The 16171-nt window shown below is 48.9% G+C and carries 9 protein-coding genes; 8 read left to right on the top strand and 1 reads right to left on the bottom strand.

Annotated elements, in window-relative coordinates:
• The first annotated feature begins 10 nt into the window (after positions 1 to 10).
• The 4 genes from LZG72_RS11665 (at position 11) to LZG72_RS11650 (ending at position 7041) form a co-directional block, all read left to right on the top strand.
• On the top strand, positions 11 to 1015 hold the full coding sequence (locus LZG72_RS11665; RefSeq protein ID WP_233871896.1) for a GRP family sugar transporter: 1005 nt from the start codon (positions 11 to 13) through the stop codon (positions 1013 to 1015).
• A gap of 134 nt (positions 1016 to 1149) precedes the next feature.
• Complete coding sequence (locus LZG72_RS11660) at positions 1150 to 4227, top strand: TonB-dependent receptor (RefSeq protein ID WP_233871893.1); 3078 nt, start codon at positions 1150 to 1152, stop codon at positions 4225 to 4227.
• Positions 4228 to 4257: 30 nt separating this feature from the next.
• Positions 4258 to 5991 (top strand): RagB/SusD family nutrient uptake outer membrane protein, encoded by a 1734-nt coding sequence (locus LZG72_RS11655; protein ID WP_233871890.1) that lies wholly within the window; start codon positions 4258 to 4260, stop codon positions 5989 to 5991.
• Between the two features lie 63 nt (positions 5992 to 6054).
• Complete coding sequence (locus LZG72_RS11650; protein ID WP_233871887.1) at positions 6055 to 7041, top strand: nucleoside hydrolase; 987 nt, start codon at positions 6055 to 6057, stop codon at positions 7039 to 7041.
• 73 nt (positions 7042 to 7114) lie between these two features.
• Here the strand turns inward: LZG72_RS11650 and LZG72_RS11645 are convergent, their stop codons facing one another.
• On the bottom strand, positions 7115 to 7660 hold the full coding sequence (locus LZG72_RS11645; protein ID WP_233871884.1) for an alpha/beta hydrolase: 546 nt from the start codon (positions 7658 to 7660) through the stop codon (positions 7115 to 7117).
• A 295-nt stretch (positions 7661 to 7955) separates the two neighbouring features.
• On the opposite strand from LZG72_RS11645, the gene LZG72_RS11640 reads away from it, so the two are divergent.
• The 4 genes from LZG72_RS11640 (at position 7956) to LZG72_RS11625 (ending at position 16107) form a co-directional block, all read left to right on the top strand.
• Positions 7956 to 9656: a hypothetical protein gene (locus LZG72_RS11640; protein WP_233871881.1), complete on the top strand. Its 1701-nt coding sequence runs from the start codon at positions 7956 to 7958 to the stop codon at positions 9654 to 9656.
• Positions 9657 to 9676: 20 nt separating this feature from the next.
• Positions 9677 to 10417, top strand: a complete 741-nt coding sequence (locus LZG72_RS11635; protein ID WP_233871878.1) for a glycosyltransferase family 2 protein — start codon at positions 9677 to 9679, stop codon at positions 10415 to 10417.
• Between the two features lie 133 nt (positions 10418 to 10550).
• Entirely contained in the window at positions 10551 to 15209 is a 4659-nt protein-coding gene (locus tag LZG72_RS11630; RefSeq protein WP_233871875.1) for an Ig-like domain-containing protein, read from the top strand.
• Between the two features lie 76 nt (positions 15210 to 15285).
• Positions 15286 to 16107 carry a T9SS type A sorting domain-containing protein gene (locus LZG72_RS11625; RefSeq protein WP_233871872.1) on the top strand — a complete coding sequence of 274 codons (822 nt, stop codon included), beginning with the start codon at positions 15286 to 15288 and terminating at the stop codon, positions 16105 to 16107.
• The last annotated feature ends 64 nt before the right edge of the window (positions 16108 to 16171 follow it).

Genomic DNA, 16171 nt, shown 5'->3' with positions numbered 1-16171 from the left:
ACCCTTAACCATGTTTATTGTTGAAAGTTACCCGATGGCCGTGATCTTCTGCATTGTCACCATGATATGCTGGGGATCGTGGGCGAATACACAGAAAATCGTCCAGGGGCGATGGCGTTTCGAGCTTTTTTACTGGGATTATGCGCTGGGGATATTCCTGCTTGCACTGGTCGGCGCGCTCACCATGGGCAGCACCGGCACATCCGGCAGAGGGTTTATCGACGACATCCAGCAGGCCGATTCGGGCAATATTATCAATGCATTGATCGGAGGCGTCGTTTTTAACCTGGCAAATATTCTGCTGACAGCGGCAATCGCGAATGCGGGAATGGCCGTAGCATTTCCGATCGGTATAGGCATTGCGCTGATCATCGGTGTGTTGATCAACTACCTCATGCACAGCAAAGGTGATCCGTATTTACTTTTCATCGGTGTGTTCCTGGTAACGGTGGCGATCGTCCTGAATGCGACTGCCTATAAACGGTATGCCGGTAATGTGGAAAAGAAGAATGTAACGAAATGGGTGGTGGTATCGGTGGTGGCGGGGATACTGATGTCGACATTCTATTCCTTCGTGGCGTCGGGGATGGACCTCGATAATTTTGTGTCCCCCGCGGCGGGGAAAATGACTCCGTACACCGCGTTTGTGATTTTCGCATCCGGTATCCTGGTCAGTAACTTGCTGTTTGTCACCTACCTGATGTACAATCCGCTCGAAGGCGGGCCTACCGACTACAAAGCCTATTTCAAAGGAAATTTCGGTACCCATATCATTGGCATTATCGGCGGCAGTATCTGGGGTTTGGGAAATTTATTCAATCTCATTGCAGCCGGGAAAGCCGGACCGGCCATCTCTTACGGACTCGGACAAGGTGCCACGATGGTGGCTGCTCTCTGGGGAGTAGTGATATGGAAAGAATTTAAAGGCGGCGACAAGACCATTTCGCTATTGATAAAATGGATGATGGCATTGTTCGTGACTGGTCTCGGGCTCATTATAGCATCCGGAAACTGACAGAGGAGTACTCGCAGAAATGACTTCACATACACACTATGAGGACGTTGCCGTCGATGGCAACGGCTGCAATGCAGTTGCCTTTTGAAAAACAAATTCTTAAACCCAATTAAACCTTAATTGCTGAAATGATCATGAAAATTCTATTTTCAATGGTATGTTGTTGGCTGATCATTCAGCAAACACACGCCCAGATGACCGTAACAGGTCATGTGATGGACAATGTAACCAGCGAGCCTTTGATAGGGGCCACTGTGATGGAGCTCGGTGGTACGAATGGCACCGTGACCGACGTGAACGGGAAATATACTTTGACCGTGGTTTCGGAAAGTGCGACGATCCAGGTTTCATTTATTGGATACCAGCCGCAGTCGGCCGTGGCCGGCAAATCGTCCGTTGTGAATTTTAAAATGATACCCGAGAACTGGGCGCTGGACGAAGTGGTGGTGACGGGTTATGGTACCCAGCGAAAGGTTGACCTGACGGGCGCAGTGTCCATTGTCAATACCAAAATGCTGAAAAACAGCCCAAACCCCAATCCCATAAAAGCTTTGCAGGGGCAGGTTCCGGGAGTATCCATTCAAACCGACGGTAACCCGGCGGGAGGGGCAACGGTGAGGATCAGAGGTGTGAGTACATTGAACAACAACGATCCGCTCTACATTATTGATGGTGTGCCCACGAAATCAAGTGCCTTTAATATCCTCAATTCCAATGATATAGAATCCATTCAGGTGTTGAAAGATGGAGCGTCTGCGGCCATTTATGGTTCCAGGGCATCGAACGGGGTCATCATCGTCACTACGAAACAGGCCAAAACAGAAGGTTTTCAGGTCAATTATTCGTCGGCTTTTACCCATTCCAAATATTTCAGCATGCCTAAAATGCTCAACACGATGGAACGGGCGAGGGTGCACTGGCAGGCGACAATCAATGACAATGGGAATCCGGACAATATCCCATTCATCGATTATGACTGGTCGCGCGATGCGAGCGGAAAGGCCGTTTTGAACAATATAACGATCCCGGAATACCTGATACCCGGTGTGAAGTCGGCAAATACCAACTGGTTTGAAGCCATCAGCCGGACAGGTTTTATCCAGGAGCACAACCTGTCATTAACTGCGGGTAGTAAAAATACGGGCTCGGTAATCTCATTCCGGTATTACCAGGATAAGTATGTGTTACATGCAAAAGATAACCAACGGTTCAGTGCGAGAATAAATACCAGACAGGATTTCTTCGAGAAGAAAATAAGAATAGGCCAAAATCTTTCTGTTTCCAATGTACTCGACAATGGTTTCAGTGGTTTGCTGCCGCTCGAAAGAGCATTAAGCGTGCGGCCAATCCTGCCGGTTAAGGATGATGCGGGCAATTATTCGGGCCCGATTACCGGCGCATTTACCGACGACGAAAACCCGTACATGGTGTTGGACATCAATAAATGGGACCAGCGGAATAATCTCAATGTCTTTGGCAATGTGTATGCCGACGTCGTTCTGGCGAAAAACCTGAACTTCAAAACCAACTTTGGTATCGACTGGCAAAAGGGACTCGACAGGAACATTGAAAGGATTTATGATACCGGGATCAAGAAACGTTTAGTGAACTCCGTTCAGAATATAGATTCCGATAATTTCAACTGGGTACTGAATGCAACCGTGGATTATAACCTGACCCGCGGAAAACATAATGCGACTGTCCTGCTGGGAACCGAGGCGATCAGAAACCAGTCCCGCCAGAATTCAAGTTTCCGTGAAAACTTCGCTCTGGAAACGTTTGACTACTTTCTGGAAGATGCCGGAAGCGGGCGGCATATCGTGGGCGGGTCTGGTTCAGGTTATAGCCTGCTGTCTTATTTTGGTAAAATAAACTATGTATATGCCGACAAATATCTGTTTTCGGCCACCGGACGGTACGATGGTTCTTCCCGGTTTGGAGAAAACAACAGGTTCGGGTTTTTCCCATCGCTCTCGGGGGGATGGCGTATCGATCAGGAAGAGTTCCTGAAAAACGCGGCAACGCCGATCTCCGAATTGAAATTGCGCGGGTCGTGGGGAATAACGGGTAATCAGGAAATCTCCAATACAGCCCGATTTACCACGTATATCACCCATTACGGAGAATCAGCCATCGCATTTAATTCGGATAATGGAACGGCTTATGATATTTATGGGGCAGATTCCGGATCGTTATTGTCGGGATTCAGGAAATCTCAGACAGGTAACAATAACCTGAAATGGGAGGAAAGCGGACAAATGAATGCCGGGCTTGACCTGGGCCTTTTCTCCAATAAGCTCACAGGCTCACTCGACTTTTTTATAAAAAATACCAAAGACATTCTGATTTCCCCGGTATATCTCGCTTCCATCGGTGAAGGTGGCAACAGATGGGTAAATGGAGCATCCATGCAGACAAAAGGATTTGAACTTCTGCTTGGTTATCAGGATGCTATATCAAAAGTCAATTACTCGATTACAGGTAATATCGGGCATTACCGGGATAAGATTAAACACCTTCCGGCTGTCGTAGTTAGCTCGTATCCAGGCAATGTGGAACAGAATATTCTGGGGAGATCCATGAACTCGATATTTGGATATGTTGCAGACGGAATATTCAAAAGTAAGGAGGAGGTGGACCAGCATGCCGTTCAGCCTGGAAAAGGAATTGGCCGACTGAAATACAAAGACTTGAATGGCGACGGTACCATTAACACGCTGGACCAGAAATACCTTGGGATTTCCACACCGCGGTATGAGTACGGTGTGAACCTGAACCTGAGCTATAAAAATTTCGATTTTACAGCATTTTTCCAGGGTGTGTTTGGCCGGGAAGTGAATAATGCATTCAAAAGGCGCACCGATTTCTCGTCGCTTTGGGCAGGTATAAACTATGGAAAAAGGACGCTGGATGCATGGTCCCCCGATAATCCGGATTCTACGATACCCGCAGTAACGCTTGTTGATAATAACAATGAAGGTCGTTTGTCCTCGTATTTTATCGAAAACGGTTCTTATCTGAAATTGCGGCAGATCAGTCTTGGCTATAACCTCCCGGCTATCAAATTTGTGAAAAACAGCCGGGTCTATCTGACTGCGGACAACCTGCTTACTTTTAAGCATTCTTCATTCACTTCCGAAGATCCTGAAAATCCGGGAAATGGTTTTCCAAGGCCCAGGAATATCACTTTGGGATTAAGTATCAATTTATAATCCAATCGTAATCCATTAACTCAATAAGCGATGAACAAGCTTTTTTCATATAAAATACTACTGGCTGCGGCGTTGTTTTGTGCAAGCTGCAACAGTTTTCTGGACGTTTTGCCTCGTGGGGTCGCCAATGAAGAAGATCTCCAGAATGCGGTTGGGGCCGAAAAGCTGACCGTCGCGGCCTATGCGTCTCTCGGAAATGACCACTGGTTTGAACCCTACACCAGCATGTGGCCCTATGGCAACGTGCGGGCGGGTGACGCCCACAAAGGCGGGCTCGGCGCGGCGGATCTGGGAGAATATCATCAGTATGAAATTTTTTCGACCACCCGAACGGATATGGATTCCGGGAACAGAATGTGGACGAGATTGTATATCGGTGTTCAGCGGGCTAATGCGGCGATCAAGGTTTTGAATACTTTGGATGAAACAACTTTTAAAGAAAAGACGCATCGCCTCGCTGAAATGCGGTTCCTGAGGGCACATTATCATTTCCTGCTCAAAATCCTCTTCAAAAAAATACCTTATGTTACCGATGATCTGGGTTCGGATGAGGTAGAGAAATTGTCGAATGATGCCTTGGGTGATAACGAACTTTGGCAAAAGATAGCCGACGATTTCAAGTTTGCTGTGGATAACCTCCCTGCACAAAAGTCGGATGTGGGCCGGCCTTACCGGACGGTAGCGAAGGCATATCTTGCGAAGGTGCGCTTGTTCCAGGCTTATATCCAGGATGACCAGAATAAGGTTACTTCCATTAATCAGGAGTATCTGAATGAAGTGATTACATTGACAACGGAGGTGATCGACTCGGGGGAATTCGGGCTTTTTGATGATTTTTCTAAAAACTTCCTGTGGAGCTTTGACAATGGGCAGGAATCGGTTTTTGCCGTGCAAAGATCGAAAGATGATGGCAGCCCGATCGGTCGTATCGATATGTCTACCGCGCTGAACTATCCGATGTATCCGGGTTACGGCTGCTGCTCTTTCCACCGTCCGACCCAAAATCTGGTCAATTCGTTCAGGACTTCGGCTACCGGTTTGCCGTTATTCAATGATTACAATTCGGTATCGCTGAAAGATTCGGCTGATTTTATCAAAAACACCATCGACCCGAGGCTTGACCACACGGTAGGCATCCCGTCGCATCCCTACAAATACCAGGAAAATGTCATTTATCGTACAGCCACATTTACCCGTGAACCAGTAACGTACGGTCCGTATTCGGCGATGAAAGAAGTGCAGCAGCTGAGTTGCCCCTGCCTTACTACTGCGCAAACCTATGCGTATCCGTCCAGCTCGAAAAACAATGTCGTCATCCGTTTCAGTGATGTGATACTATGGAAAGCCGAAGCATTAATTGAAGCAGGCAGGGTCAATGAGGCGCTTCCGTTGATCAATCAGATTAGAAGCAGGGCTAAAAACTCGACGAACCTTCTGAAGTATGCCGGCGGAAAACCGATATCCAATTATAACATGGATATCTATAAACCCGGTGAGAATATCACATGGAATAAGGCCACCGCGACCGCCGCTCTCAGATGGGAACGGAGACTTGAATTTGCCCTGGAAGGTTATCGCTTTTTCGACCTGGTGCGGTGGGGTGTTGCTGCTGAAACATTGACCGAGTATTTTGCGACTGAAAAAACACGGGTGCCGCATTTGTCGTCCGCAGGTTTCGCGAAAGGCCGGGATGAATATCTTCCGGTGCCAGAGCAGCAAATTCAGAGAAGTAACAGACTTTATAAACAAAATAACGGGTGGTAATCGCTTTGGCAGGCCACCGGTAATGTATTGAGTAGTTTAAGAAAATAACCTTTAACCATTTTTATGAAAAATCTCCTGCTTGTTTTCGTTTGTGTTTTTGTAATGGGCGCCTGCGCTACCCAAAAAGAGAAAGAAGTTGCATTGCCTGCCGTTATCCTGGATACCGATATCGGGCCGGACTATGACGATGTGGGTGCAATGGCGGTGCTGCATGCACTTGCGGATAGCGGACAGGTTGTTCCGCTGGCGGTCATTGCCAGTAATTCACACGAGCTGGTAGTGCCTGCGATAGATATTCTCAACACCTATTTCGGACGTCCCGATTTACCGACCGGTGCACCGAAGGGAGAAGGTGTTCCGAATGAAAAAGCTTCGCAGGGCTGGCCTGAGCTCATCGCCGGAAAATATCCGCATAAGATCAAGTCATCGGCAGATGCGCCGGACGCGATTGAGACTTACAGGAAATTGCTTTCCGAACAGCCGGATTCCAGTGTAACGATTGTAACGGTTGGTTTTTTGACAAATATGTCTGCATTACTGGATTCTCCTGCCGACAATTACTCCAAACTTTCAGGTAAGGAACTGATCAAACAAAAGGTAAAAAGATTGGTTTCCATGGCTGGCCGTTTTCCAAAAGGAAGAGAATATAATGTCTATGTCGATTCTGTTGCCTCGGAAAAGGTATATACACAATGGCCGACTGAGGTCATTTTCAGTGGTTTTGAGATTGGAATGAAAGTAGTTACCGGTTTGAAAGTGGTAAACAATGCGGAGCTCAATTCACCCGTGAAAGATGTGTATGCCAAAGCCATGTCTTTTTCGAAGGGAGATAGTCTGGGAAGACAGAGCTGGGACCAGACGGCGGTACTGTTTGCAGTAAAAGGCGCGGAGCCTTACTTCGGGCTGCAGCGCGGGCATTATGTTCCCGAGGGAGGAAACAATGCATGGCGGGATGATCCGAACGGGCCCCACGCTTACATGACATTCAAAAAGCCGGCTGAGGAAGTAACCGAAGCCATCGAGAAATTAATGATGCATTCAAAGAAATAAAGTCCAGTGAGGCCCGGGTTGCGCCCGGGCCTTTTTTTGTCCATTCCTCAACTTCCCACGCAGGCCGCGATCTTCATAGTGACCGGATATCGTTTGCAACAAGTGTGAGGTCATTGTCAAACTGATGACCGCCATCCGGAATTTCACGGAAAGTGGCCCAGGCAAGTTCTTCTCTGTAAATCGCCAGGTGGGCGAAAGGCACTTCTTCATCATCCCGGCAATGGTAAAAAAACAGCGGGATTTCCTTATCAAGTTTCTCTGAGAAATCCGGACGCAGTTTGAAGGGCCCGACCCAATCCTCATGCCCGTTCCAGAAAGGTGTCGCGATCAAAAAAACACCTTTTATCTTCCTCTTAATATCCATTTCGGACAGGCATGCCAGCAGCATCGAAGCGCCGAGTGAGTGGCCAACCAAAATAATGCCGTCTTCACTTGCTGAAATTTCGTGGCTGATCTGCTCACGTCTTCCCAGGTCAGGCGATCCGTCATTGTCGAGAAAAGGATAATGGACGTAATAGCCCGCACCCAATTTTAGCGTAAGTGAAGCGGCCAGCTTCTCGTCCGCATCGTAGTCTTCCTTTGATCCTCCGCCATGAAAGAATGTTATTTGCTTCGCCATATCCATACTTTTAGGAAATTCTTGATTAACTGAACCTGCCCCAAAATTACGCCTTACAGCTGCCAACTGGGTAGGGTAATCAGGCCATATTCGGGGGGCTGCCGGGACAATTTGCTACGTTATTATTTCCTCAGGATCAGTAAATTGTCCCTGGTGAAACTCTTGCGATGTAACCGTTTACTCAGTTCCGATGGTTTTTTACACAGGAGGTTTGTAAGTTGAATATATTGTATAGCATTCACACACTTCCCGGCTTACATCATAACTGAAACAATTTTGTATAACCCGCCTATACATGCTGAATTTCGATGAGCGGCTGACTGCTTACACCCTGGCTGGCTTTCTTCTGATACTGATTTTCTCGATTCTTTTTGTACGCACTTTAGTATCCGGGCAATCTTTGCGGGAAGTCCCGACCCGAAAATGGGCGATGCTTTTTTTTGCATTACTGCTTTTTATGCGGCTGCCATTCATCGCCTATAATCATGAACTGGAAGTCGACGAAAGTCAAATGCTTGCCCAGGCCCTCAGCCTCAGCAAGCATTGGGTTTACTGGAAATACGTCGATGGGCTGACGCAGGGGCCGCTCACCATTTACGCGCTCATTGTTCCGTCGTGGCTGGGTATGCCATTCGATTACACCACGGCCCGCGTGATGGGATTTATCGTACTAACTCTTACTCTGTTACTTACTTACCTCACCTTTGAGAACCTGCTGGGACGCAAAACCGCACTCCTTGTTTTCGCACCGACCGCCTTGTTTTACCTGCTCAGCCAGGGATTCTTTTCGGCGCTTTATAATGAATACCTGGTACTCCTGATACTGGCTTTTTGCTTCTGGGTTTTTTCGGTCATTTACAATCGGGTCGAGCCGGAGCCAGGCTGGCTCTTTCTTCTATCATTCGCTGCCGGAACGGTACCTTTTGCCAAATTACAAGGCGTTCCGTCAGCCATGCTGATCGTTGTTTTTGCCGCGCTGCTCGTTTTCCGGCGCAGTACCAGCAAGTTCAGGGATCTTATAGTCCTGCTTTCGGGCGGCATCGCTTTCCCGCTGATCGTCCTCGTTCTGACGCTCCGATTCGACGCATTTGATTACTTCTGGAAGTTTTATATCATCGGAAACATGGAGTACTCGGGAGGCGGCACGTTACTGACCAAGCTGCTTGCATTTCCCGATTTTCTCCTGCATTCCGGGCAATTTATATTTCTGTTGTTCAGCTACCTGGTGCTTATTTTCTGGACTTTAACCAAAATTATCCGGAACGGTGCGCTTGCAAAATTATCCTCGCTGCTCTTCTTTTTTGCATTGTCAAGCCTGCTGCTTGCTTTCTACTCGGTGATCAAGCCGGGATACTATTTTCAGCATTACCTCCAATTTCTGATCATTCCACTGGGGCTTGTTTCCGGCGAATTATTCAAAACGGCGGTTGGTAACCAAAAATGGGAATCAGAGACTATCAAAAAGGCATCGCTGGGTTGGCTGGCCGTATGCATACTTCCACATTTTGTCATGAAGACCGGCTCTTCCCTCGGCTATGCCTCCACGCAGAACATCCGCATCGCCTCAGCCGACCTGGGCCTGCCTTTGCAGGAAACCGCGGCGGTGACGGAAATTAAAAAATACATCCGGCCAGGTGAAAATATGACCGTATGGGGCTGGAAACCGGCATATCACCTGGAAACCGGGACGGCCCAGGGAACTGCCGACGTGATGATCTACCGGCTGGTTACACCTTCTCCGAAACAGGTAAATTATGTTGAAAAATATGTAAAAGACCTGGAACACAGCAAGCCGGTGGTTTTCGTGGATGAGATCACATACAGATCGATCTGGTTCAGCGATCCTGCGCTTTACTCGCACGATAAAGTACCGGCAGTGCGTGATTTTGTCAGCAAATACTACAGCTACGTCGCCACGGTCGACGGGGAGAAAATATATGTAAGAAAAGACAGACTGACTCCTTCGCAAAGGAAACCTGCATTGCCCGAGCTATAACACAAACCTATCCTGAACTTATGTACAGAAACAAAAAAGTGATCATCGTACTTCCGGCCTATAATGCGGCGCAGACATTGGAAAGGACATTTCGCGAAATTCCGGACGATCTGGTTGACGATATTGTGCTGGTCGACGATTGCAGCCCCGATGATACCATTGCGGTTGCAAGGAGTCTCGGCATCCGCCACGTGATCTGTCATGAAAAAAACAAGGGCTACGGCGGAAATCAGAAGACCTGCTACAACAAGGCACTTGAACTGGGCGGGGACATCATCGTGATGCTGCATCCCGATTACCAGTACACACCACTTTTGCTTCCGGCGATCATATCGATCATCGGCAATGACCTGTATCCGATCGTATTTGCTTCCCGGATCTTAGGTAAAGGCGCATTGAATGGCGGTATGCCTGTTTATAAGTATATAGCCAACCGGTTTCTCACATTTACCCAGAACGTGTTGATGAACCAGAAGCTTTCCGAATACCACACCGGCTACCGGGCTTATTCTGCGGAGGTTCTCCGGAGCATTGATTTCAACAAATGCAGTGACGATTTTGTTTTTGATAATGAGATCATTGCGCAGATATTCTGGAAGGGTTACGAAATCGGGGAGATTACCTGTCCTACCAAATACTTTGAAGAGGCTTCTTCCATCAACCTTCAGAGAAGTATCGTGTACGGGATGGGCGTACTCAAAGTTTCTCTCCTGTACGCGCTGGCTAAGAGACGGTTATGGAATTGGCATCTGGTTAAATAACATCCACATTTAACGGATGTGATACCGAATAATAAGTTATTCGTTTTTTTAATTACAGACTAATTTTCAGATTGTAACATAAGGTGGAAAAATATACCTTTATCAGGAACGATTCCTTTTAAGGCCACCACTTATGACAAAATACTACTCGAAGGCAATAGCCGTTTTCCTGCTATTTTTTGCAATCACCAATCCGCTCCGGGCCCAGACTCCAATCCCGCTTGCCCAGGAAGTAAAGGAAAATTTTAATGCAGGTGGATCAGGATTGGCATTACCGGCCAACTGGAAAGTATCCGTTGCCGGTGGGGGTGCGACGGCTACCTGGGCGACAGGAACCGCCAGTGTTACTCAGGCAGCTAACAGTGGGTCGCCAGCAACAGGCGGCAGCTACAATTGGGGAACCACGGCGGGTACCGACCGTGCAACCGGCTTTCTTGCGTCGCCGGGTTATGCGAGTCCAAATGCAGTGATGGCCTATTTTCGTAATGCATCCGGCGCGGCGATCACTTCCCTGACCATATCGTTCCATGTTGAGCGTTACCGTGTAAACACTTCCGGTTTCAGTCTCGAATTTTCTTCATCTGAAGACGGCACGGCATGGACAAGCAGAAGTGCCGGCAATATTTCTTCCGGACTTTTTGCCGCAGGCTCTCCCGCTTTTACATTCGACACACCTGCTACAATCACCAAAACGGTAACCTTGTCCGGGCTGAATATTGCCAGCAATGCCGATATATATTTCCGCTGGGTGTTTACAGATGCCGTCGCCGCGAATGCGCAGGGATTTGGGCTCGATGACGTTTCTGTGTTCGCCGGGGCTCCTGCGGCGGTGGTTTCTTCTACATTGAAATACATATTAAAAACGGATACCTCCCCGGTCGGGCAGGCAAATTCAGGGGACGAGCTCACTTATAAGACAGCAATTAAAAACACGGGTACCGGCGACGCGGCAGATGTGGTATTGACCGAACCGGCGCCGACCAACACTACCTTCGTGGGCGGCTCGATTAAAACATCGACGATGGCCAGGGATGAAACATTTATCGTTGCATTGGATACCCCATTATCAGGCGGCAATGTGTTATCCAACGATTACGGAATTCCTTCCCCGGCTGTCGTATCATTTGGTCCCACGGCTAACCCTGCTGCGACAGCGGCGGGAGGCTCAGGAAGTTCTGACAACGGCGGCACAGTTGCATTGAATGCCGACGGTACTTTTACCTACACGCCACCGGCCGGTTTTGTGGGCAAAGACCAGTTCAGGTACATCGCGGGCAATGGCAATCTGCCGAATAATGATGCAATCGTCACCATTTCAGTAGGTGGGGTGCCTGTTGCAATGTCCGACTCGTACGACGTGGTTGGAAATGTTTCGATTTCCCCGAATGGCGCTGCCGGTATTTTAGCCAATGATACCGGGGGCGGCCTGCTCATTACTGCGGTTAATGGCAACGCTTCCGGCATCGGGGCTGCGCTGGTAACCGGCGGCGGCGGCAATCTGACTGTGAACGCCAACGGAAGTTTTACCTATAATCCCGCACCCGGTTTTTCGGGAAGCGACAGTTTTACTTACACCATTGATAACGGTTTTTCAGCCCCGGCTACTGCAACCGCCACGCTGAATGTGACCGGCGTCGTTTGGTTTGTCAATAACAATGCAGCTTCCAATGGCGACGGAAGGCTGAACACGCCATTTAAGCTCATTACCAATGTAACAAGTACTGCGGCGGGGCAAACAATCTTTTTATACGAAAGTGCGACTGCGTATTCGGGCAGTATCAACCTTCTCGCAACTCAGAAACTGATCGGTCAGGATGCATCACAAAACCTGGAAACGATCACGGGGCTCACGCCCAATGCGACATACAGTGCCCAGTTCCCGGCCATGAACAGCGGAAATGCAACGAACGTTTTGCTGACTGCCAGCAATGCGAACATCATCACCCTCAACACCGGTAACACGATCAGGGGTGTCACTGCGGGTAATGCCGGTACCGGCAAGAAAATCACAGGAAGTTCATTTGGAACACTAACGCTCGGAAATGCGTCTGCGCCGGATGTAGTCCTGAATGGAACAGGGCAGGCGCTGGACCTGCAAACAGGGACACTTGCGGGTGGCTTGACAAGCTTAGCAACCACCAGCAGCGGCGGGCAGGGAGTTTTGATCAATTCAGTAGCCGGAACTTACAACTTTGGCCCAACCTCGGTCAGCGGAAGCACCGCACAAGGGATATTGATCTCCGGTTCTTCCGCGATTGTTCCAACGTTCGGCATCACGACCGTCAGTGCAGGAACGGATGGCGTATCCATTCAAAACAATTCGGGTGATGTTACTTTCAGCTCGCTGGGTGTTACTGCTGCCAATGGCGTCGGGTTGCTGGGATCAAACAACACGGGGCAGATTATTGTCACAAACAATACTTCCGGCATCAGCGCAACGGGAGGTGCTGCCATCAGCCTTTCTCAGGCGTCAGGAACATCGACGGTCAACCTGAATTTCTCCGGACTTACTTCCACAGGTGCCGTTAACGGTATTCACCTCAACAACATTGCCGGTACGATCATCGGCGGCGGCGGGTCACTGGTGGGTAGCGGAACGGCATTCAACGTAAATGGAGGATCTGTTTCTGTAACGTACAGCGGCAATATTTCTCAAACCAACAATGCCGATTTGGTCCGGGTAGAAGGGGGACATGCTACAGGTACCATCACTTTTGGTAGTGGCACGCTGAGTGCTACAAATGGCGCCGGCCTGCAGTTCAATAATGCCGATGGTATTTACAATTTCAATGGGACCACCACTCTGAATGGCGGGGATGCGGGCATCGATCTGCTGAACGGGACTTCGGGTACTTTCACCTTTGGAACCAACACGACCATTACCAACCCAAGCGGCACTGCGTTTAACCTATCCGGTGCCACAGCAAGTAACGCGACGGTTACGTACAGCGGCAGCATTACGGATAACACTGGTTTTGTTGTCGACATCGATAACCACGACGCCAATACCATCACGTTTCAGACCGGAAACATAACTTCCTCTGCGAACGGGATCAGGGTACAGAATAGCGGAGCCGGAACAATCAATTTCAATAATCCTTCCAAATCTTTAACCACGGGCGGTAATGCGGCAGTTACATTAACCAACAACACAGGAAGTACCATTAACTTCGGAACCAGCGGATTGGTGATCAGTACAACCAGCGGGGCGGGTTTTAATGCCACGGGCGGTGGGACGGTGTCGGTAACCGGAACCGGCAATACCATCTTTTCTACTACCGGCGCTGCACTAAATGTAAATGCAACGACCATCGGCGCCGGCGGCTTAACTTTTGTGAGTATCAGTGCCAACGGGGCGTCAAAAGGGATCAGTCTGAACGGTACCGGGTCAGGTGGCTTGACGGTGACCGGTACCGGCACGACCGACGGATCGGGCGGAACGATCCAGAACAACTCGACCCGGGGAATTGAACTGATCTCCGCAGGAAATATCAATCTGAAAAATATGAACCTGATAAGTGCCAATAACAGTGCCGACGGGGGCGGGACAGGGGCTTGTGACGACCTGGTGATCGGCGGCTGCAATGCTGCGATTTATCTGAGTAGCGTCAGCACTGTCGCGCTGGATAACATCGATCTAAGTGGAACAATGGTGGAAAATGGCATTACCGGGCTCAATGTCAGCAATCTTACCATGAACAATTGTACGATCAATGGCGCAGGAAATGAAGCTCACGAGAGCGGGATGGAATTGCAGAATTTATCGGGAGTTTGTTCCATTACGAACACCAGCATCACATTTTCAGAGACCAATAGTCTGGATATCTTGAATACAGATGCCAACCTTACTTTAACCATCGACGGTTCGACATTCAGTGATACGCAAACGGTATCATCAGGGGGAGCAGCCAATGAACATGGGGAAGGCGGGTTTCAGTTCAGGAGTTTCAGCAATGCAGCCGGAATTCCTGTGAGTAATGTAAAAATTAAAAACAGCTCGTTTCATCGGCTCAGGACTCAGGGTATCCAGGCGATCGCCGAGGACGACTCGGAACTTAACATCGATATTACGAACTGTAACATCAACAGTTTCGACGACATCGGCGCCGGCATTGACATCAATGGAAATGATATGGCGGAGGTCAACTTCAACATCTTAAACAATCCGGTTCTCCGGAGCCGCGGCGGATCTACGGTCAATATCACGTCGTTTCTGGATGCGAATGTGATGGGAAGGGTCAACAATAATCCTGCCATTACAGCCAACGGGATTAACGGCGGCGGCAGTGGGGTGCGCGCTGTCGCGCAGGAAACCTCCCATCTGATCATTGAAGTAAAGAGCAACAATATTACGATGGGCGACGCGAATAACAGCTCGCCGATTGACATGCAGGCGCGTTTTCAAACAGCAAGAATAGATATTACACTGGCAAGCAATACAATCGACGCCGACCCCACCGCACTGGCGGCCATCAACATCATTGCGGGTTCATCGGGATCGGACGAAACGAGTCCGCTGGTATACGCCAACATTATCAGCAACAACATTCTTGCCGGAGGTGCGCCGAACGTAATACGCTTGCGTGTCTCTGATTTGGACGGCACTACCAATCCGCTTATGTTTTTACAAGGCTTCGTTGATGGCGGGTCCGGTCTTGAAGACGATGCGGTGGCTACCTGGAATAACAATGGCAATAATCCGCCAGCAACGGCTTCGACGCTGGCAGTAAGCTTATCCTCCAGTGCTACCGGTCCGGCCGGCGGTACCGCCTTGACGCCCACGAACCCTTAGCCCGTTTTGGCGATTAGCAGCAAACTTTGTGCGCATTAGTTAAACATGAATTGAACCGATTATGAAATATACATCTATGCTCAATAGAATTCCGGCCATTGCATTTGCCATGTTCGCCGCCAATACCTGCTTCGCGCAGGGCCCGTTCAATGTCGGCACGATACATCCCGGCGACAGCATCGTGATTTACTACGACGTGACCATCAATAACCCGCTGGTCCCCGACAATGCCGTTTCGATCAGTAATCAGGGAACGGTGAAGGGTAACAATTTTGCAGACGTACCCACCGACGACCCGGCTTCGCCAACCGCCGGAGATGCCACGGTACTATTGCTCAACACATCGCTTCCGGTCGTGTTTAGTGAATTTAAAGCTTATCAAAGAGAACATTCCGTCGCTTTGACATGGAAGATCATTACAGAAGAAAATACTTTGAAATATGAGGTTGAAAGAAGTGCGGATGCGAAAAGCTTTTCCAAGATCGGCGAGGTAATGGCGACTGGCGGAGACGGGACAATAAATTATGGTTTTACCGACGAAGTACCTTTTTCTGGTCATAATTATTACAGATTAAAGGTGCTGGACCTGGATGCGACTTTTTCGTTTACCAGAATCGTGCGGGTCAGCTTAGGTGAAGCGGGTAGCGAAAGTAATCTTTATCCCAACCCTGTAACCGGCAAAGAAGTAAATCTTGAATTGCTGAACTTGGCCAAAGGTCAATACGATCTGAAGCTGATCAATACCTCTGGCCAGGTCATTTACACGAAAAAAGTGCTCCATCCCGGCGGATCGGCATCCCAGCTCATTACCATCCCTGAGCACGTGGCCTCGGGTATTTACAGCGCAGAAATCAAGGGAGCAAATATGAGAGTCTACAAAAAGCTGGTAATCAACTAAACCGACCACCCAGGGATGGTCGGTTTAGTTTGATTACCAGCCGCAGAAAAAAAGAAGAATTTAG

It is taken from the genome of Dyadobacter sp. CY323 (assembly GCF_021390245.1).
Lineage (GTDB): Bacteria > Bacteroidota > Bacteroidia > Cytophagales > Spirosomataceae > Dyadobacter.
Note: the sequence above shows the minus strand (reverse complement) of the source record. Positions and strands in the feature narration are given on the sequence as shown.